We start from the raw sequence: 19166 nt of genomic DNA, 5'->3' as shown, positions 1-19166 counted from the left end.
GATGTTTCGCCGCTGGCTCTGGCCCGGGCATTTGCGCTAGCCTTGAGGTTCGTTAACCGTTACCGAGTCTCATGCGTTTATTCAGACTGCTTTTCCCTTCTGTGCTGATCAGCGCCTTCTGGGCGACCTCGGTCGATGCCTTTGATATCTCCACGCAAAACACCGTGGTCAGCGTTTGGGCAACTGGGATGGTGTCTTCCGCACCATTCGACCGTAAACTGATCGTCGCCGCTCACGATGACGCGGCGGCGTTTGTTGCCAGTGACGGTCAATTGCGCGGCGCGCAGCTCGAATCCGCCCTGCATTACTTGCGCAAATCCCGACCAAAACTTCATGTCAGCGACCTTGAACTGGCACAGGCAATTCTCGTCCAATAGTTATCATGATCCCTCGTTAACATTGCCCTCCGGAGTCGTTCCATGCGTAGCCCGCTGATTGCTGCCGCCCTTGGCCTGTTTTTGTTGGCCGATGTGGCCCAGGCACACACCCTGGTAGCCACCAGTAACATCATCGTTCGTGCCTCCCAGCGCACCATCGATTTCACCTCCGATACCACGACGTCGATTCGCGATTCGAAAATCATCCGCGAAGCCCACGACGATGCGGCCAGCTTCGTTGCCACCAACGGCGATATCCGCGGTGCGCACCTGGAAGCCGCCCTCAACACCTTGCGCACGCGCGTGCCGGAAGCCCGCGACGCCAGTGATCAGGTGCTCGCCGAAGCCATCCTCGCCCTGTGAAGTCACTTGGCGCCTGGCTACTGGCCGGGGCGTTGTTGCTGCTTGGCAACAGCGCCCACGCCAGCCTGCAATTGCGGCTCAAGACCGACGGCCTGAGCCCCGCCCAGCAGCAGGCCAGCCAGGCGCTGCTTGATGAAGCGATGCAAAAACTGCCGCCCAGTTTCGTCGAACAGCTGGATCGGCGCATCGACGTCGGCTGGACCGACGACATGCCCGGTAACGCCTACGGCCAGGCGACCCTGATCGCGGAACTCGACCTGAATCGCAAACTGCTCGCAGGCCTCACCGACGGTAGCGCAGCAAAAGAGAAAACCAATCGCCCCCACGGCACGGTACGCCAGGAACTGCTGGCAACGGTGCTGCACGAACTCACCCACATTTATGACCGCGCGCGCCTGTGGCCCGCTGCCGAACGCACGCTGATCCAGCGTTGCAGCCGACGCTTCAACAGCGCCGGGCTGATCGGTATTCCCGATGAGTGTCGCGGCCAGACAGAGCGGCGCTTCACCCTGAGCGATGACCCGCGCCTGCTCGACCTCGCCGGCTGGCAGCAATATGTCGGCCGCCGTGGTGAACGCGAACAGCACAACCGACAGATCGCGCGCAGCCCGGACCTGTACGAGATCTCCAGCCCGAAAGAGTTTGTCGCGGTCAACATGGAGTATTTCCTCCTCGACCCGAGCTATGCCTGTCGGCGGCCAGCGCTCTATCGCTACTACAAGGAGCATTTCGGCTGGGCACCACCGGTCAAGGACACCTGCAGCAACACCTTCGCCTTTCTCAACGCCGGCAATGACTTCGCCAAACAGCCGCTGGGGCAAGTCGATCCGGAGCGGGTGTATGCCGTCGACTATTTGCTGGCCGAAGCCAACCAGAACTGGGTCAGCCGCTGGGGTCACAGCATGTTGCGCCTGGTGATCTGCGCACCGGGCCGCCCGCGTGGGCCGGATTGCCGGCTCGACCTTGATCAACATCTGGTGCTGTCCTACCGCGCCTTTGTCGGCGACGTGCAGCTGTCGAGCTGGGACGGACTGGTCGGCAAATATCCGTCACGCCTGTTCGTGCTGCCGCTTGCGCAGGTCATCGACGAATACACCAAGACTGAATTGCGCAGCCTCGCCTCGGTGCCATTGAACCTGTCACGCGACGAGATCGAAGGCGTGATCGAACACGCTGCCGAAATGCACTGGAGCTATGACGGCAACTACTTCTTCCTGTCGAACAACTGCGCGGTGGAAGGCCTGAAACTGCTACGCAGCGGCAGCAACAACAAGCAACTTGTTGGTCTGGACAGCATCATGCCCAACGGCTTGCTCGAAGTGCTCAAAGGCCGGGGGCTGGCCGACACCAGCGTACTCGACAATCCCAAGGAAGCCCTGCGCCTGGGTTATCGCTTCGACTCGTTCCGCGATCGCTATCAGGCGATGTTCGATGTGCTGAAGAAGCAGTTGCCAATCAAGCAGAACACTGTTGAGGAATGGCTTTCGCTGACAGCCGAAGAACGCCGTGAGTGGTTCGAACGCGCCGACTTGCGTACCAGCGCCGCATTGCTGCTGCTGGAACAGGCCAGTTATCGCCGCCAGTTGCTGCTGGCCCAGGACGAGGTCAAGCAGCGTTACCTCGGCGCCCGGGAGCTGGAAAACGGTGGCATGGACAAGGCCAACGCGACCCTGCAGGAAATTCTCGCCAACAGTGGCTTCCTCAGTCGCCCGGCGGAACTGCTCGACAGCCGCGGCTACGGTCTGCCGCAACCGAGCGAGTTCAAGCGCCTGCAGGACGAAAGCGCCCAACGCCAGAAACAACTGCTGGCGCTGAGCGGCGATCTGGACAAGGAGGTGCGCAAGTTGCTGGAGCCCCAACGAGCGGCCGAAATTGCCGCCAGCGAAGCCAACGTGAAGCAGATAGGCGAGCATCTGCGCAAACTGCACAAGGCGTCCGGCGGACTGGAGCTGCCCTGAGACAGAAGACTGGAACTGAGTCTTGTGGCGAGAGAGCTTGCTCCCGCTCGGCGGCGCAGCAGTCGTAAATCGGTTGAATGCCGAATTTTCACGGCCGCTCCGCGCCCCAGCGGGAGCAAGCTCCCTCGCCACAGATGATCGTGCCAAATCAGTACAAAACACCATCCAGAATTTCGTAAACGATCCCGGTACCCACCGCGATCAGCACAATGTCACCACCGGCCCGGCGCCATTCATAACCCGGATACACCGGCAAACGACTCAGTGCCCGACCGTCCAGCCGCTCGCCGTAATAACCGTGCGGCAACGGCCGGCCACGTTCCAGACGAATGCCCGGCGGTGGCGGTGCACCGCGCACGAAGTAGCCATGATTGTCACGTATGGTCTGGCGCACCGGCCCGAAGTCACGCGGCGGCGGGCCGCCACGGTGATCGTTCTGCGGGCCACGGTGGTCGTCACCGTGATTGTCGCCACGGTTGTCGTAATGGCCCTGCTGCGGGCCGCCGTGGTCGTGATCATCGCGCGGGTCGGCGCTGGCCAGCAGCGGCGTCGCGCTGAGCATCAGCACGCCCAGTCCGGCAATCAGACGTTTCGGCATTTTCATCAGATCTTTCCTCACTGCACCAACAGCAAAAAGGGATTCAGAACGTGGTTCTGAATCCCTCGGTCTTGCTCGATTAGGTTGCGTTGTGAGGCGCTAATTCCTCTGTATCAGGAACTTTACCTTTAGCTGACGCGGGCCTTACGCACGCCTTCGGACAGCGCCTTGCACAGGCCCAGCACACCATCGACAGCCTGGGCCGGCGTGGTCGCATTGGCGATGTGATCGATCAGTGCCGAACCCACCACCACACCGTCCGCCAAGCGGGCGATGGAAGCCGCCTGCTCCGGAGTACGGATACCGAAACCGATGCTGATCGGCAGGTCAGTGTGTCGACGCAGACGAGTCACCGCTTCTTCGACATGCTCCAGAGTCGCGGCACCGGCACCGGTCACACCGGCCACCGACACGTAGTAAACGAAGCCCGAACTGCCATTGAGCACTTTCGGCAGACGCGCATCGTCGGTGGTCGGGGTAGTCAGACGGATGAAGTCCAGACCGGCAGCCTGTGCCGGGTCGCACAGTTCATTGTTGTGCTCTGGCGGCATGTCGACCACGATCAGACCATCGACGCCCGCTTCCTTGGCATCAGCGATAAAACGCTCAACGCCATACATGTGGATCGGATTGAAGTAGCCCATCAGCACCAGCGGCGTGTCGCTGTTGCCTTCGCGGAACTCACGCACCATCTGCAGGGTTTTCGCCAGATTCTGCTTGGCGCCCAAGGCACGGATGTTCGCCAGTTGAATCGCCGGACCATCGGCCATCGGATCGGTGAACGGCATGCCCAGCTCGATCACGTCGGCGCCAGCGCCCGGCAACCCTTTGAGGATCGCCAGCGAGGTGTCGTAGTCCGGATCACCGGCGGTGACGAAGGTCACCAGCGCGGCGCGGTTCTGTTGCTTGAGGTCGGCAAAACGGGTTTGCAGGCGGCTCATCAGTGTTTCTCCTGCTTCGACTGTTCCATGTGATGCATGACGGTCTGCATGTCTTTGTCGCCACGGCCGGAGAGGTTGACCACCATCAGGTGATCCTTCGGCAGTTTCGGTGCGCGTTTGAACACTTCAGCCAACGCATGGGCGCTTTCCAGCGCCGGGATGATGCCTTCGAGGCGGCAGCACTGGTGGAACGCAGCGAGGGCTTCGTCGTCGGTGACCGAGGTGTATTGAACGCGGCCGATGTCATGCAACCAGGCATGCTCAGGGCCGATGCCCGGATAGTCGAGGCCGGCGGAAATCGAGTGGGCGTCGATGATCTGGCCATCGTCGTCCTGCAGCAGAAACGTGCGGTTGCCGTGCAGCACACCCGGTACGCCGCCATTGAGGCTCGCCGCGTGCTTGCCGGTTTCGATGCCGTAACCGGCCGCTTCGACGCCGATGATCTCGACGCTCTGGTCGTCAAGGAATGGGTGGAACAGGCCCATGGCGTTGGAACCGCCACCGATGCACGCCACCAGGCTGTCCGGCAGACGACCTTCCTGAGCTTGCAACTGCTCGCGGGTCTCCTTGCCGATCACCGCCTGGAAGTCGCGCACCATGGCTGGATACGGGTGCGGGCCGGCCACGGTGCCGATCAGGTAGAAGGTGCTGTCGACATTGGTTACCCAGTCACGCAGCGCTTCGTTCATCGCGTCTTTCAGAGTGCCGGTACCGGCCACCACCGGGATCACTTCGGCGCCCAGCAGCTTCATGCGGAACACGTTGGCCTGCTGACGTTCGATGTCCGTGGTGCCCATGTAGATCACGCAGTCCAGACCGAAACGCGCGGCCACAGTAGCGGTCGCCACGCCGTGCATGCCGGCACCGGTCTCGGCGATGATGCGTTTCTTGCCCATGCGCCGCGCCAGCAGAATCTGGCCGATGCAGTTGTTGATCTTGTGCGCGCCGGTGTGGTTCAGCTCTTCGCGCTTGAGGTAGATCTTCGCGCCACCGCAGAACTCGGTCAGACGCTCGGCGAAATACAGCGGGCTAGGACGTCCGACATAGTCACGCTGGAAGTAGGCCAGCTCTTCCTTGAACGCCGGATCTTCCTTGGCCGCCTCGTATTCGCGGGCCAGATCGAGGATCAACGGCATCAGGGTTTCCGCCACGTAGCGGCCGCCGAACGCGCCGAACAGGCCGTTATCGTCAGGGCCGCTGCGCAGGTTGGAGGTGTTCGAAGTCTGGGTCATGATTTGCTCCAGGTGAATTCGGGTAAGAAGACAATGGCGTCCACTCTACCCCTGACCTTCCAGACTGAAAACCGATAAGATCGCCACAACCTGTCAGGAAAACTCACAGATATCATGAGCCACGACCTTCCCCCGCTGAACGCCTTGCGCGCGTTTGAAGCCACTGCCCGACTGAACAGCGTCAGTCAGGCGGCCGAACAGTTGCACGTCACCCACGGGGCAGTCAGCCGCCAGCTCAAAGTGCTCGAAGAGCATCTGGGCGTAAGCCTGTTCGTCAAGGACGGTCGCGGCTTGAAACTCACAGATGCCGGTGTTCGACTACGAGACGCCAGCGGTGAGGCATTCGATCGATTGCGCAGTGTGTGTGCCGAGCTGACGCAGAGCACCGCTGACGCGCCGTTCGTGCTCGGCTGCTCGGGAAGCCTGTTGGCACGCTGGTTCATCCCACGCCTGGGGCGACTCAACGCCGATCTGCCGGACTTGCGTCTGCACCTGTCAGCGGGTGAAGGTGACCTCGATCCACGGCGCCCCGGACTTGACGCCTTGCTGCTGTTCGCCGAGCCGCCATGGCCGGCAGACATGCAGGTCTACGAACTGGCCGCAGAACGCATCGGCCCGGTACTGAGCCCGCTGTTCAGCGGTAATCAACGCCTGCAAGCAGCGCCCGCGTCAGCCTTGCTCAGTGAACCGCTGCTGCACACAACCTCCCGCCCACAAGCCTGGCCGAGCTGGGCACGGCAAAACCACCTCGACGCCAATGCGTTGAAGCTCGGGCAAGGTTTCGAGCATTTGTATTACTTGCTGGAGGCCGCAGTGGCCGGACTCGGCGTGGCGATCGCCCCGGAGCCATTGGTCGCGGAAGATTTGAAAGCCGGTCGCCTGGTTGCGCCGTGGGGCTTCTGCGAAACCCCGGCGCAACTGGCATTGTGGCTACCCAAGCGCGCCGCAGATGGACGCGCCCGGCAACTGGCGCAGTGGCTCAAGAACGAGCTGCGCCAAACGGATCACTCGCCGCGCTTGAACAGCAAATAAGCGGCGAGCAGACCGATTGCACCGACCGCCACACCAGCGGTGGTCCAAGGGTGTTCCTGAGCGTAATCGCGGGTGGCGATGCCGGTCTCGCGGGTTTTCACTTTGACTTCTTCATAGGCATCGCTGAGCAGGCTGCGCGAATGTTTGAGCGCGCTTTCGGCGTTGCTTTTGAGCGCCTTGAGGGTCTTGCGCGACTCGTCGGATGCGTCGTCCTTCAGGCTTTCCAACGATTTGAGCAGACTCTCGATCTCGGCTTCCATGCTTTGCAACGAGGCTTTACGTAAAGAGGTGTTGGCCATGGTGGCTCTCCTGCATTGGTGATGAGTGGCGTGTGTTGGTTGGGACTTCAGCGGTTTGAGAAAGTGCAGAAAATCTGAACTTAGCTTGCGCCGCGGCACCGAAATCCACAGAGCAGATTGACTGCTAGTCTCAATTCCACACGTCAATTGCAAACGCCAAGGAGATCGCCATGAGTGACCATCACACGTACAAGAAAGTCGAGCTGGTCGGCTCGTCCACCAGCAGCATCGAGGACGCCATCAACAACGCGCTGGCTGAAGCGAACAAAAGCATCAAGCATCTGGAGTGGTTTGAAGTGGTCGAGACCCGTGGCCACATCAAGGACGGCAAGGCTGCGCATTTCCAGGTAACCCTCAAAGTCGGCTTCCGCATTGCCAGCAGCTGAGTTTGGGCTACGCTTCTGAACTTGCGCGCTGGCCGAGTGCCATAGGAATGGCAAAGCGCTACAAGGTGAGCGCATCGGCACAGCCGGTGCCCGCCTCTTTTAATCCGACCAGGGAGTGCGACCGATGAAGAAGTTCATATTGGCAGTAGGTTTGTTGAGCCTTGCGGGTGGCGCGTTGGCTGCTGGCAAGCCTTGTGAAGAGTTGAAAAGCGAGATTGCGGCGAAGCTGGATGCCAAGGGCGTTTCCGGGTATTCGCTGGAGGTTGTCGATAAGGGTGCAGCGGCTGACGGCAAAGTCGTCGGAACTTGCGAAGGCGGCGCCAAGGAAATCGTCTACAAACGCGGTTGATCGCACCTGAAATGCAAAAGCCGACGCGAAGGCGTCGGCTTTTTTGTGGGCCACTGGTTCCCAATGTGGGAGCGGGCTTGCTCGCGAAAGCGTTATGTCAGCCGACATCCAGGGTGTCTGACACTCCGTCTTCGCGAGCAAGCCCGCTCCCACAGAAGCCGTATTCCAGAGTCAACCCTTCATGACTTGAGCCAGCAACTCATAGGAATGCAGGCGATCGGCATGCTCATACAGATCGCAGGTGAAGATCAGCTCATCGGCCTGGGTCTGCTCGACCAGCACCTCCAGCTTCGCGCGGATCTTCTGCGGGCTGCCGACCATCGCCAGACCGAGGAAATCCCCCACCGCCTCGCGCTCATGGGGCAGCCACAGGCCGTCCATGGTTTTCACCGGCGGACGCTGCACCAGACTCTGCCCACGCATCAGCGCGAGAATTCTCTGGTACACCGAGGTCGCCAGGTAGTCGGCCTGCTCGTCGGTATCGGCCGCCACCAGCGGCACCCCAAGCATCACGTACGGTTTGTCGAGCACTGCCGACGGCTTGAAGTGGTTGCGGTAGACGCGAATCGCCTCATGCATGAAGCGCGGAGCGAAGTGCGAGGCGAAGGCGTAGGGCAACCCGCGCTCACCGGCCAGTTGCGCACTGAACAGGCTGGAACCGAGCAACCAGATCGGCACACTGGTGCCGGTGCCGGGCATGGCGATCACCCGCTGATCAGGGGTGCGCGGGCCGAGGAAGCGCGCCAGCTCGGCGACATCTTCCGGGAAATCATCGGCACTGCCGGAGCGTTCGCGGCGCAGGGCGCGGGCGGTCATCTGGTCGGAGCCGGGCGCACGGCCCAGACCCAGATCGATGCGTCCCGGATAGAGGCTTTCGAGGGTACCGAACTGCTCGGCGATCACCAGCGGCGCATGATTGGGCAGCATCACCCCGCCGGAGCCGACGCGAATCGTCGAGGTGCCACCGGCCAGATACCCCAGCAGCACCGACGTGGCGGAGCTGGCGATGCCGTCCATGTTGTGGTGTTCGGCGACCCAGAAACGGGTGTAGCCAAGCTTCTCGACATGCTGTGCCAGATCCAGCGAGTTGCGCAGCGATTGCGCCGGGCTGCCGTTCTCGCGCACGGGCACCAGGTCGAGGGTGGAAAACTTTACGTCGGACAGTTGCTTCATAAACCTGCGTCTCCGAATGAGGAGGCAGGTTTTTCTTGCGAACGAAAACCTGCCCAATCCATAAGCGTGTTTTATGCAATGAGGGCATATACCCGAGTTTCAATAGCCGCGATGAAATTTCCTACTAAAAAAGTCAACGATTCAGCCGGGCTGAACTTTGTCCGGGCGTCTATCCTCAGAAGCCTTGCAAGTAAAAACCACGACGGCGCGGCGTTTCCGCGCCAGATCTTGAGGAGGCAGACATGGCTATCGTGAAGAAAGCATCCGCGCACTGGGCAGGCGATCTGAAAACCGGCATCGGCTCGATCTCCACTGAAACCGGTGTCCTCAGAGAAGCCCCCTACGGCTTCAAGGCTCGCTTCGAGGGCGGTAAGGGCACTAACCCGGAAGAACTGATCGGCGCCGCGCATGCCGGCTGTTTTTCCATGGCGTTTTCGATGATTCTGGGCGATGCGGGCCTGAAGGCCGACAGCATTGATACTCAGGCTGAAGTCACGCTGGATCAGGTGGATGGCGGCTTCGCAATCACGGCGGTGAAGCTGATCCTCAAGGCGAAAATCCCGGGAGCGACTCAGGCGCAGTTTGAAGAACTGAGCAACAAGGCCAAGGAAGGGTGCCCGGTGTCCAAGGTGTTGAATGCGAAGATTACCCTTGAGGCTTCGCTGGTCAGCTGATCAGGCGTTAACTGTACTGGCGCCATCGCGAGCAGGCTCACTCCTACATTCGATCTCCAGCGGACACATCAATTGTGAACAATCGGGATCCCCTGTAGGAGTGAGCCTGCTCGCGATGGCAATCTAATAATTACCGCAATCCCGGAAGATGTGAGCGAAGTCAGAACCCACGCTGCAAAAATATGGTCGAATACCTGACAGCAGCTTCAGCGCACGCCCGTGCGCGCTGCCCTATGGAGCTTCAAAATGAAACGTATTGGCTTGGCGATCCTCTGCAGTGCACTGGCCACCTCGGTTTTTGCGGCACCGAAAGACTGCGAAGAACTCAGGAAAGAGATCGAAATCAAGATTCAGGCTAAAGCAGTGCCGTCCTACACACTGGAAATCGTCAGCAAGGAAGAAGCCGCAAAACATGACATCGCCATGGTGGTCGGTTCATGTGAAAACGGCAGCAAAGCGATCATCTATCAGAAGAACGACAGCTGAGTCGTCTCAGTTAATGCAGTTGTAGTCGCGATCCTCGGCGACGATTTCACGTTTGGCGTTGTACAGCCGGGCACTCGGGGTGAACCCTAGCGAACGACCTTCCAGCAGATAATGCTGGCCGGCTTCGAAATGGTCGTAGCGGATGTACAGGTAGCACAGCCGCTCGACAGGGCCGGTCATCAGCGCACCGCCGCCACCAAACACCTCGAAGTCAAACCGCACCCGCAGCTCATGGCTGCCAGGCGCGACCTGAAAGAAGCGCCCATCGGTCAGCCGTTGATTGTCCAGGCGCTCGGCCATAAGCAGTTTGCCGCCAGGGGTCGGGGTCGAGAAGTCGACCCAGGCCATTTGCGGATCGACCGGCGGCAACGGGGTCTGGCAGCCGGCGACAACGCCGACCGCGAGCAACAACATCAACTTGCGCATGAGGGATGTCCAAGGGTTCAGACCTCCAGCATAGCGCCGATCACGTGCGCTGGCAGCCTGCCGGAGTTCCTTGGCCGACCACATTGCGCTGCTCGTCATAGAGCTTCGCCCATGGCCGGAACCCGATGCTGCCGGCTTGCAATTGATAACGCTGTCCGGCGTTGAATTCCTTGAATGTCAGCTTCAACTGGCAGTCGCGCCACAGCGGTTCGGCGTCGGGGCCGATGTTGGTGGCTTCGACCGGAAACTGATAACGCACCTTCAGCTCATGGCTGCCGGGCTGGACTTCGAAATAACGTTTGTCGACCGTGGCCCGGCTATCGACCTGCAGCGCTTGCAGCGCCGTGTCCTGTTGCCGGGCATCGAGATCGATCCAGGCTTGCGAGGGGTCAGGGGCGGGCATTCCGAATCCGGCACAACCGGCCAGCGTCAGCAGGCCTCCTGTCAGCAACAACATGCGCATAGCGAAGCTCCAAATGGCGGGATAGTCTTGCGGGCAGACTTTCCAAAGGATTTTTATTTTGAGCAGGCCGCTTCCAAGCCATGGGTTACTTGATCGTGTTTTTCGGATTTTGTTTCCGGGTGTGATGCTTTTGTTGCTCAACGGTTGTTCCAGCGTCAGCTATTACAGCCAGTTGGCCAGCGGTCAGTTGCAGTTGTTGCGCGCGCGCGAGCCGGTGGCCAAGGTGATTGCCGACCCGAGCCGCGACGCTAAGCTGCGCACGCACCTGATCCAGTCGCAAAAGGCCCGGACCTTCGCCAGTGAACGGCTGCACCTGCCGGATAACCAGAGCTATCGGCTGTACGCCGACATTGGTCGGCCGTACGTGGTGTGGAACGTGTTCGCCACCCCGGAGTTTTCCCTGACCCCGCAGAATCACTGCTTCCCGATCGCCGGTTGCGTGGCCTATCGCGGCTACTACAGCCAGAGCGCCGCGCGCGGCGAAGCGGCGATTCAGCGCCTGCAAGGCATGGACGTGGCGATTGGCGGCGTCGAGGCCTATTCGACCCTCGGCTGGTTCAATGACCCGATCCTCAATTCGATGATGGGCTGGGGCGATGAGCGTCTGGCCACGCTGATCTTTCATGAACTGGCGCATCAGCGCTTCTATGTGAAGGACGACACCGAGTTCAACGAGTCCTTTGCCACGTTTGTCGAACAGGAAGGCACCCGCCAGTGGCGGGCGTTTCGCGGATTGCCGCCGGACACCGATGCCAGGCTCAAGCAGCGCGATCAGTTCATTGAGCTGGTGCTGGAAACGCGCGCGCGCCTGGAAAAGCTCTACGCCCAGCCGCTGCCGGCCGAGCAGATGCGCGAACGCAAAGCGGCGACGTTCGAGCAGTTTCGTCGCGAATATCGATTGATGCGCGACCGCCAGTGGGCCGGAGACAAGCGTTACGACGCGTGGGTGAACATGCCGCTGAACAATGCGCGATTGTTGCCGTTCGGGCTGTATGACCAGTGGGTGCCGGCGTTTGCGACACTGTTCAGGCAAGTTGGGGGGGATTGGGTGCGGTTTTATGCCGAGGTTGAGAAGCTAGGCGAGTTACCTGACGAGAAGCGCAAGGCGGCTTTGAAAGTATTGGCAGATACAAACAGTTGAGTTGATTGAGAAGACGTCATCGCGAGCAGGCTCACTCCTACAGGAGGAACGCATTCCAAATGTAGGAGTGAGCCTGCTCGCGATAGCAATCCAATCAGCGCCGCAAAAACGCCTGATGCAACTCGGCCAAAGTCTCAAAATGATAAGCCGGCGCCTCGGCACTCAACTCTTCAAAACTGCCAAACCCATAACCCACCGCCGCCGCATCCAGCCCGTTGCTGCGCGCGCCGATCAGGTCATGTTTGCGGTCGCCGATCATCAGCGTAGTGGCCGGATCCAGCCCTTCTTCAGCAATCAGGTGCGCGATCAGCTCGACCTTGTTGGTCCGCGTGCCATCCAGCTCACTGCCGTAGATCACCTTGAAGTGCCGGGCAAAATCAAAGTGCCGGGCAATCTCGCGAGCAAATTCCCACGGCTTCGAAGTGGCGATATACAGCTGCCGTCCCTGCCCGCTCAGGGTTTCCAATAAAGGCGTAACACCATCAAACACGCGGTTTTCATACAGGCCGGTGACCTTGAATCGTTCGCGATAAAAATTCACCGCCTGCCACGCCTTGGCTTCATCAAAATCGTAAAACTGCATGAACGCCTGCAACAGCGGCGGGCCGATGAAGTGTTCGAGTTTGCTCAGATCCGGCTCGTCGATGCCGAGTTTGCTCAAAGCGAACTGGATGGAACGGGTGATGCCCTCACGCGGGTCGGTCAGGGTGCCATCAAGGTCGAACAGTACGGTCTGGTAATGCATGAGAAATCCCGAGCAGGTGTAGGTCGATTCAGAGCTGGTCGTAGCCTTCGGCCAGATGCAGGTCCTTGAGCTTCACGTAGTTCGCCGCGCTGTAGGTGAAGAAGGCGCGCTCCTTGTCGGTCAACGAGCGGACTTGTTTCACCGGGCTGCCCACGTACAGGAAACCGCTTTCCAGCCGCTTGCCCGGCGGCACCAGGCTGCCGGCGCCGATGATCACATCGTCCTCGACTACAGCGCCGTCCATGACGATGCTGCCCATGCCGATCAACACGCGGCTGCCAACGCTGCAGCCATGCAGCATGACCTTGTGGGCAATGGTCACGTCATCGCCGATCAGCAACGGAAACCCGTCTGGGTTGAACGGCCCGGCGTGAGTGATGTGCAGCACGCAACCGTCCTGCACGCTGGTGCGCGCACCGATGCGGATGCGGTGCATGTCGCCACGGATCACGGTCAGCGGCCAGACGGAGCTGTCTTCACCGATTTCGACGTCGCCGATTACCACCGCCGAGGCGTCGACAAACGCGCCTTTGCCGAGTTGCGGGGTGTGATTCTGGTACTTGCGAACGGGCACGATAAGTTCTCTCTCTGTCGCCGATAGCTGCGGTGAGTGTCGATTGTAATTAAGATGGGCGCATGTTTCTTCCAGCCAAGGTGCCAACCGTGAGCGTGAACAACCCTCTTCTGCAGTCCTACGACCTGCCGCCGTTCTCCACGATCCGTGCCGAACACGTGCTGCCAGCCATCGAAACGATCCTGGCGGACAACCGCGCCGCCATCGCCGAAATTCTCAAGACCCAGGTTCAAAACCCGACCTGGGCAGGCCTGGTATTGGCGATGGACGAACTCAACGATCGCCTTGGCGCAGCCTGGAGCCCGGTCAGCCACCTCAACGCCGTGTGCAACAGCGCTGAACTGCGCGAAGCCTACGAGTCGTGCCTGCCGGCCCTGAGCGCCTACTCCACCGAGATGGGCCAGAACCGCGAACTGTTCCAGGCCTATGAAGCGCTGGCCAGCAGCCCGGAAGCCGCCGGTTTCGATGTGGCGCAAAAAACCATTCTGGAACACGCCCTGCGTGATTTCCGTCTGTCGGGTATCGACCTGCCGGAAGCCAAACAGAAGCGTTACGCCGAAGTGCAGAGCAAACTGTCCGAGCTGGGCAGCCGCTTCTCCAACCAGTTGCTCGATGCCACACAAGCCTGGACCAAGCACGTCACTGAGGAGGCTGCCCTCGCCGGCCTGACTGATTCGGCCAAGGCGCAAATGGCTGCCGCCGCGCAGGCCAAAGGCCTCGATGGCTGGCTGATCACCCTGGAATTCCCGAGCTACTACGCGGTGATGACCTACGCCCAGGACCGCGCGCTGCGTGAAGAAGTCTATGCCGCCTACTGCACCCGTGCGTCGGATCAAGGCCCGAACGCCGGGCAGAACGACAACGGCCCGGTCATGGAAGAGATCCTCGACCTGCGTCAGGAACTGGCAAAACTCTTGGGCTTCGCCAGTTTCTCCGAGCTGAGCCTGGCCACGAAAATGGCCGAGTCCAGCGATCAGGTGCTGAGCTTCCTGCGCGACTTGGCCAAGCGCAGCAAGCCGTTCGCCGCGCAGGATCTGCAGCAGCTGCGCGCCTATGCCGCCGAACAGGGCTGCGCCGATCTGCAAAGCTGGGACAGTGGTTTCTACGGGGAAAAACTCCGCGAGCAACGCTACAGCGTCGCTCAGGAAACCCTGCGCGCCTATTTCCCGATCGATAAAGTCCTCGGTGGTCTGTTCGCTATCGTTCAGCGTCTGTACGGCATCGAAATCGCCGAACTGAAAGGCTTCGACACCTGGCACCCGGACGTGCGCCTGTTCGAAATCAAGGAGAACGGCCAGCACGTCGGCCGCTTCTTCTTTGACCTCTACGCCCGCGCCAACAAGCGCGGCGGTGCGTGGATGGACGGCGCCCGCGACCGTCGCCGCACCGTTGACGGCGTACTGCAAAGCCCGGTGGCCAACCTGGTGTGCAACTTCACCCCGGCCGACAGCGGCAAGCCTGCGCTGCTGACCCACGATGAAGTGACCACCCTGTTCCACGAATTCGGTCACGGCCTGCATCACCTGCTGACCCGCGTTGATCACGCCGGTGTCTCGGGGATCAACGGCGTGGCGTGGGATGCGGTCGAGCTGCCAAGCCAGTTCATGGAAAACTGGTGCTGGGAGCCGGAAGGCCTCGCGCTGATCTCCGGTCACTACGAAACCGGCGAGCCGCTGCCGCAAGACCTGCTGGAGAAAATGCTCGCGGCGAAGAACTTCCAGTCCGGCCTGATGATGGTGCGGCAGCTGGAATTCTCGCTGTTCGACTTCGAACTGCACGCCACCCATGGTGACGGCCGCAGCGTGGCGCAAGTACTGGAAGGCGTGCGCGATGAGGTGTCGGTGATGCGTCCACCGGCGTACAACCGCTTCCCCAACAGCTTCGCGCACATCTTCGCCGGCGGCTACGCGGCGGGCTATTACAGCTACAAGTGGGCAGAAGTGCTGTCGGCGGATGCCTTCTCCAGGTTCGAAGAAGACGGCGTGCTCAACGCCGAGACCGGCCGCGCCTTCCGCGAAGCAATTCTCGCGCGTGGCGGCTCGCAAGCACCGATGGTGCTGTTCGTCGACTTCCGTGGCCGTGAGCCATCGATTGACGCACTCTTGCGCCATAGCGGCCTGAGTGAGGACGCGGCAGCATGAGTGAGGCACCTGTGATTACCAAGAAGCGCTTTATCGCCGGGGCCGTCTGCCCGGCGTGCAGCGAGCCGGACAAGTTGATGATGTGGAACGAGGACAGCGTGCCGCACCGTGAGTGCGTGGCCTGCGGATACTCGGATACGCTGAACGAGCAAGGGCTGTCGGTTCCCAAGGAACTGGGCACGCGGGTCAATACCAGCGCGCTCAAGCCGGCGCCGGACAAAACCGTCCAGGCCGTGCAGTTCTTTCCGAATCCGAAGCTGAAGAAAAAGTCCGAAGACTGAGCCGGCGAATGACCCTCCACGGTGCAATGCCGTGGGGGTGCGGCTTACTTGAGGTTGACCGACTGGAACCAGCTCTTCATCGAGCAGGTGGCAAAGGCACTGGTGCTGCAGTCGCCGTTGGCCAGGGCGATGCGCAGTTTGTCGACATCAGCCTGCATCACATAACGCACGCCATCCTTGAAATGGCCGCTTTCACCAAAACCGCCCTGCGTCATTTCATTCAGCGCGTCTTCCTTGCTCCAGCCCTGCACCACGATCCGGTACATCGCCGCCATCAGGCCGGTGCGGTCGGAGCCATGTTTGCAATGCATCAGCACCGGGCCATTGGCTTCGGCAGCCTGAATCGCGCGCAGCGTCTTGAGCACATCGGCGTCATCGACATGGTTGGTGTGATAAGGCAATTGCACTTGATTGATGCCGGGCTCAGACAGCCAACGGCCATCGGCTTCCGGCAGGAAGTTGATCACCGTCGCCACTTTCAGGTTCTTCAGCAACGGCACCACACCGCCATCGGGCAAGGCGCTGCGGTACAGCGTTGGCGACATCTGGAACAGGTTGTATTGCACTTGCACCGGTTGCGCCCACTCCGGAGGACGCGAGGGTGCAGCAGCGTCAGCCTGGGCCGGAATCAGGTGCAGCAGCGCAACAATCGACAAACACAAAGCAGGGAAAAGGCGCACTCGAGGCATGCTGGGCTGACCGTATCGGAATTCATAACGAAAGGCCTCGCAGCTTGTGCGTCTCACGGTCAAAGCCCTGTGAGGCACTTGTCAAAGAATTGTGAATCCGTGCGATTTCATTGAGACACGCATAAAAACCGGCGGCTTTTTTCCGCTGAATCGGTTTATCCCGATGCATAGCCTGCTACCATTTGTCACACGATGTTGCAGGCGTCCCCCTTTTCCCGGTCAAACGGGCCCCACGCCGCGACGAAAAAATGCTCAAGCCGTTCGCAGAAACGGACAACCATCAATGCCTGATGAGGTGCACCCCATGTCTGATGCAGATCGAGACAACCCGCGGCGTGAGTTCTTGCGCAAATCCCTGACCCTGATTCCCGTGGTCACCCTCGCCGGTACCGGCTTGGGCAGCAGCGTATTGCAAGCGGCGCCCGAGGCGGCCCCGGCGACGCCCGCAGTATCCCCTGCCAAGGCGGATGCCAGCGCTTACCAGCCAAGCTATTTCACCGCCGAGGAATGGGCTTTCATCAACGCTGCCGTAGCGCACTTGATCCCCAACGACGAGCAAGGCCCGGGTGCCCTGGAAGCCGGCGTGCCGGAATATATCGACCGCCAGATGAACACCCCGTATGCCGCCGGTGCCCTCTGGTACATGCAAGGCCCGTTCAACGCCGACGCCGCGCCGGAGATGGGCTGGCAGAGCAAACTGGTGCCAAAAGAGATCTATCGCCTGGGCATCGCTGCCACGGATCAGTGGGCAAAATCCCTCAACGGTAAAACATTTGCCGAGCAAGACAGCGCTACCCGAGAAGATTTGCTCAAGCAGCTCGAAGCCGGAAAACCGCAGTTCGATGCGGTTCCAGCGAAGATTTTCTTCAATCTGCTGCTGCAAAACACCAAGGAAGGGTTCTTCTGCGACCCGATCCACGGTGGCAATAAAGGCATGGTCGGCTGGACCATGATCGGCTTTCCCGGCGCCCGCGCCGATTTCATGGATTGGGTAGAACGCAACGAGCAATACCCCTTCCCGGCAGTGTCGATTCGCGGCGAGAGGGCTTGAGCATGGCAACCGTAATGAAGAAGGTCGACGCCGTGATCGTCGGTTTTGGCTGGACTGGCGCGATCATGGCCAAGGAGCTGACCGAGGCCGGGCTCAACGTGCTGGCGCTGGAGCGCGGGCCGATGCAGGACACCTACCCCGACGGCAACTATCCACAGGTGATCGACGAACTCACCTACAGCGTGCGCAAGAAACTCTTTCAGGATATCTCGAAAGAAACCGTCACCATCCGCCACAGCGTCAACGACATCGCCCTGCCGAACCGCCAGTTGGGTGCGTTCCTGCCGGGCAATGGCGTCGGCGGCGCCGGTCTGCACTGGTCGGGCGTGCACTTTCGCGTCGATCCAATCGAACTGCGTATGCGCAGCCACTACGAAGAGCGCTACGGCAAAAGCTTCATCCCCAAGGACATGACCATCCAGGACTTCGGCGTCAGCTATGAAGAGCTGGAGCCGTTCTTCGATTTCGCCGAAAAGGTCTTCGGCACCTCCGGCCAGGCCTGGACCGTGAAGGGCCAACTGGTCGGTCAGGGCAAGGGCGGTAATCCTTACGCACCGGATCGCTCTAATCCGTTCCCGTTGGAAGCGCAGAAAAACACCGTTTCCGCACAGCTGTTCGGTAAAGCGGCCACAGAAGTTGGCTACAATCCCTACAACCTGCCTTCGGCGAACACTTCAGGGCCGTACACCAATCCATACGGCGCACAAATGGGGCCGTGCAACTTCTGCGGATTCTGCAGCGGTTACGTTTGCTACATGTATTCCAAGGCCTCGCCGAACGTGAACATTCTGCCGGCACTCAAGCCTTTGCCGAATTTCGAGCTGCGGCCCAATTCCCATGTGCTGCGGGTCAACCTCGACAGCACGAAAACCAAAGCCACCGGCGTGACTTACATCGACGGCCAGGGCCGCGAGATCGAGCAACCGGCGGATCTGGTGATCCTCGGCGCCTTCCAGCTGCACAACGTGCGGCTGATGCTGTTGTCGGGCATCGGCAAACCGTACGACCCGATCAGCGGCGAAGGCGTGGTCGGGCGTAACTTCGCCTACCAGAACATGGCGACCATCAAGGCGTTCTTCGACAAGGACACCCACACCAACAACTTCATCGGTGCCGGCGGCAACGGCGTGGCGCTGGACGATTTCAACGCCGACAACTTTGACCACGGCCCGCACGGCTTCGTCGGCGGCTCGCCTATGTGGGTCAACCAGGCGGGCAGCCGACCGATTGCCGGCACCTCGAACCCGCCCGGCACCCCGGCCTGGGGCAGCCAGTGGAAGCGCGCGACCGCCGATTACTACACCCACCAGGTGTCGATGGACGCCCACGGCGCGCACCAGTCCTACCGTGGCAACTACCTCGATCTGGATCCGGTGTACCGCGATGCATACGGCTTGCCGCTGCTGCGCATGACCTTCGACTGGCAGGAAAACGACATCAAGATGAACCGCTTCATGGTCGAGAAAATGGGCAAGGTCGCTCAAGCCATGGGCCCGAAAGCCATCGCGGTGATCGGCAAGCAGGTCGGTGATCACTTCAACACCGCGGCCTACCAGACCACCCACCTCAACGGCGGCGCAATCATGGGCACCGATCCGAAGAAGAGCGCCCTGAACCGTTACCTGCAGAGCTGGGACGTGCACAACGTTTTCGTACCGGGCGCGTCGGCGTTCCCGCAAGGCTTGGGTTACAACCCGACCGGGCTGGTGGCGGCGTTGACCTACTGGTCGGCCAAGGCGATCCGCGAGCAGTACCTGAAAAACCCCGGCCCGCTGGTTCAGGCATAA

Annotated in this window: 23 protein-coding genes; 13 read left to right on the top strand and 10 right to left on the bottom strand. The window is 60.6% G+C overall.

What is annotated here, in order from left to right:
• The first annotated feature begins 71 nt into the window (after positions 1–71).
• From AC1RBR_RS01555 to AC1RBR_RS01545, 3 genes are read left to right on the top strand one after another with little or no spacing between them, the layout of a single operon-like run.
• Positions 72–377, top strand: coding sequence for a DUF2388 domain-containing protein (locus AC1RBR_RS01555; RefSeq protein WP_492562654.1), 306 nt, complete (start codon positions 72–74; stop codon positions 375–377).
• Between the two features lie 42 nt (positions 378–419).
• Positions 420–740 (top strand): DUF2388 domain-containing protein, encoded by a 321-nt coding sequence (locus AC1RBR_RS01550; RefSeq protein WP_007911662.1) that lies wholly within the window; start codon positions 420–422, stop codon positions 738–740.
• Positions 737–2698: a DUF7844 domain-containing protein gene (locus AC1RBR_RS01545; protein WP_492562652.1), complete on the top strand. Its 1962-nt coding sequence runs from the start codon at positions 737–739 to the stop codon at positions 2696–2698. The genes AC1RBR_RS01550 and AC1RBR_RS01545 overlap by 4 nt, the downstream gene beginning before the upstream one ends.
• A gap of 148 nt (positions 2699–2846) precedes the next feature.
• Here the strand turns inward: AC1RBR_RS01545 and AC1RBR_RS01540 are convergent, their stop codons facing one another.
• The 3 genes from AC1RBR_RS01540 to trpB all read right to left on the bottom strand — a co-directional run bounded on the left by AC1RBR_RS01540 (position 2847) and on the right by trpB (position 5469).
• Entirely contained in the window at positions 2847–3302 is a 456-nt protein-coding gene (locus AC1RBR_RS01540) for an anti-virulence regulator CigR family protein (protein ID WP_456018364.1), read from the bottom strand.
• A 122-nt stretch (positions 3303–3424) separates the two neighbouring features.
• Positions 3425–4237: a tryptophan synthase subunit alpha gene (gene trpA, locus AC1RBR_RS01535; RefSeq protein ID WP_095139712.1), complete on the bottom strand. Its 813-nt coding sequence runs from the start codon at positions 4235–4237 to the stop codon at positions 3425–3427.
• Complete coding sequence (trpB, locus tag AC1RBR_RS01530; RefSeq protein ID WP_041074734.1) at positions 4237–5469, bottom strand: tryptophan synthase subunit beta; 1233 nt, start codon at positions 5467–5469, stop codon at positions 4237–4239. The genes trpA and trpB overlap by 1 nt, the downstream gene beginning before the upstream one ends.
• A gap of 114 nt (positions 5470–5583) precedes the next feature.
• On the opposite strand from trpB, the gene AC1RBR_RS01525 reads away from it, so the two are divergent.
• Positions 5584–6501: a LysR family transcriptional regulator gene (locus AC1RBR_RS01525; protein WP_492562649.1), complete on the top strand. Its 918-nt coding sequence runs from the start codon at positions 5584–5586 to the stop codon at positions 6499–6501.
• Here the strand turns inward: AC1RBR_RS01525 and AC1RBR_RS01520 are convergent.
• A complete protein-coding gene (locus tag AC1RBR_RS01520; RefSeq protein ID WP_003220391.1) occupies positions 6474–6800 on the bottom strand; it encodes an ElaB/YgaM/YqjD family protein in 327 nt (108 codons plus the stop codon). The two genes, AC1RBR_RS01525 and AC1RBR_RS01520, sit on opposite strands and share 28 nt — an antisense overlap.
• A gap of 170 nt (positions 6801–6970) precedes the next feature.
• On the opposite strand from AC1RBR_RS01520, the gene AC1RBR_RS01515 reads away from it, so the two are divergent.
• Entirely contained in the window at positions 6971–7186 is a 216-nt protein-coding gene (locus AC1RBR_RS01515; protein ID WP_027610201.1) for a dodecin, read from the top strand.
• Positions 7187–7310: 124 nt separating this feature from the next.
• Positions 7311–7535, top strand: coding sequence for a DUF1161 domain-containing protein (locus AC1RBR_RS01510; RefSeq protein ID WP_047597082.1), 225 nt, complete (start codon positions 7311–7313; stop codon positions 7533–7535).
• Positions 7536–7706: 171 nt separating this feature from the next.
• Here AC1RBR_RS01510 and AC1RBR_RS01505 read toward each other — a convergent pair whose 3' ends face one another.
• Positions 7707–8708, bottom strand: a complete 1002-nt coding sequence (locus AC1RBR_RS01505) for an LLM class flavin-dependent oxidoreductase (RefSeq protein WP_492562647.1) — start codon at positions 8706–8708, stop codon at positions 7707–7709.
• A 242-nt stretch (positions 8709–8950) separates the two neighbouring features.
• Here AC1RBR_RS01505 and AC1RBR_RS01500 point away from each other — a divergent pair, with 242 nt between their 5' ends.
• Both AC1RBR_RS01500 and AC1RBR_RS01495 read left to right on the top strand, forming a co-directional pair.
• Positions 8951–9382: an OsmC family protein gene (locus AC1RBR_RS01500; RefSeq protein ID WP_034152273.1), complete on the top strand. Its 432-nt coding sequence runs from the start codon at positions 8951–8953 to the stop codon at positions 9380–9382.
• A gap of 246 nt (positions 9383–9628) precedes the next feature.
• The gene (locus AC1RBR_RS01495; protein WP_047297485.1) at positions 9629–9868 is read left to right on the top strand and encodes a DUF1161 domain-containing protein; all 240 of its coding nucleotides are present in this window, start codon (positions 9629–9631) and stop codon (positions 9866–9868) included.
• Positions 9869–9874: 6 nt separating this feature from the next.
• On the opposite strand, the gene AC1RBR_RS01490 is transcribed toward AC1RBR_RS01495, so the two are convergent.
• Both AC1RBR_RS01490 and AC1RBR_RS01485 read right to left on the bottom strand, forming a co-directional pair.
• A complete protein-coding gene (locus AC1RBR_RS01490) occupies positions 9875–10294 on the bottom strand; it encodes a PA0061/PA0062 family lipoprotein (RefSeq protein ID WP_330205699.1) in 420 nt (139 codons plus the stop codon).
• A 40-nt stretch (positions 10295–10334) separates the two neighbouring features.
• On the bottom strand, positions 10335–10757 hold the full coding sequence (locus AC1RBR_RS01485; protein ID WP_492562644.1) for a PA0061/PA0062 family lipoprotein: 423 nt from the start codon (positions 10755–10757) through the stop codon (positions 10335–10337).
• Positions 10758–10815: 58 nt separating this feature from the next.
• Between AC1RBR_RS01485 and AC1RBR_RS01480 the strand changes: the two genes are divergently transcribed.
• Complete coding sequence (locus AC1RBR_RS01480; protein ID WP_492562643.1) at positions 10816–11898, top strand: aminopeptidase; 1083 nt, start codon at positions 10816–10818, stop codon at positions 11896–11898.
• A gap of 94 nt (positions 11899–11992) precedes the next feature.
• Here AC1RBR_RS01480 and AC1RBR_RS01475 read toward each other — a convergent pair whose 3' ends face one another.
• Both AC1RBR_RS01475 and AC1RBR_RS01470 read right to left on the bottom strand, forming a co-directional pair.
• A complete protein-coding gene (locus tag AC1RBR_RS01475) occupies positions 11993–12643 on the bottom strand; it encodes an HAD family hydrolase (protein ID WP_492562642.1) in 651 nt (216 codons plus the stop codon).
• A gap of 28 nt (positions 12644–12671) precedes the next feature.
• Positions 12672–13217, bottom strand: coding sequence for a gamma carbonic anhydrase family protein (locus AC1RBR_RS01470; protein WP_095139718.1), 546 nt, complete (start codon positions 13215–13217; stop codon positions 12672–12674).
• Positions 13218–13279: 62 nt separating this feature from the next.
• Between AC1RBR_RS01470 and prlC the strand changes: the two genes are divergently transcribed.
• Positions 13280–15358, top strand: coding sequence for an oligopeptidase A (gene prlC / locus AC1RBR_RS01465; protein WP_492562639.1), 2079 nt, complete (start codon positions 13280–13282; stop codon positions 15356–15358).
• On the top strand, positions 15355–15639 hold the full coding sequence (locus tag AC1RBR_RS01460) for a YheV family putative zinc ribbon protein (protein WP_007962808.1): 285 nt from the start codon (positions 15355–15357) through the stop codon (positions 15637–15639). Before prlC ends, AC1RBR_RS01460 begins: the two co-directional genes overlap by 4 nt.
• A gap of 44 nt (positions 15640–15683) precedes the next feature.
• Here AC1RBR_RS01460 and AC1RBR_RS01455 read toward each other — a convergent pair whose 3' ends face one another.
• Entirely contained in the window at positions 15684–16328 is a 645-nt protein-coding gene (locus tag AC1RBR_RS01455; RefSeq protein ID WP_492562637.1) for a dual specificity protein phosphatase family protein, read from the bottom strand.
• 304 nt (positions 16329–16632) lie between these two features.
• On the opposite strand from AC1RBR_RS01455, the gene AC1RBR_RS01450 reads away from it, so the two are divergent.
• Both AC1RBR_RS01450 and AC1RBR_RS01445 read left to right on the top strand, forming a co-directional pair.
• Positions 16633–17379: a gluconate 2-dehydrogenase subunit 3 family protein gene (locus AC1RBR_RS01450; protein WP_492562635.1), complete on the top strand. Its 747-nt coding sequence runs from the start codon at positions 16633–16635 to the stop codon at positions 17377–17379.
• 2 nt (positions 17380–17381) lie between these two features.
• Positions 17382–19166, top strand: coding sequence for a GMC family oxidoreductase (locus AC1RBR_RS01445; protein ID WP_443533487.1), 1785 nt, complete (start codon positions 17382–17384; stop codon positions 19164–19166).

It is taken from the genome of Pseudomonas sp. GW823-FHT01D03 (assembly GCF_058798255.1).
Note: the sequence above shows the minus strand (reverse complement) of the source record. Positions and strands in the feature narration are given on the sequence as shown.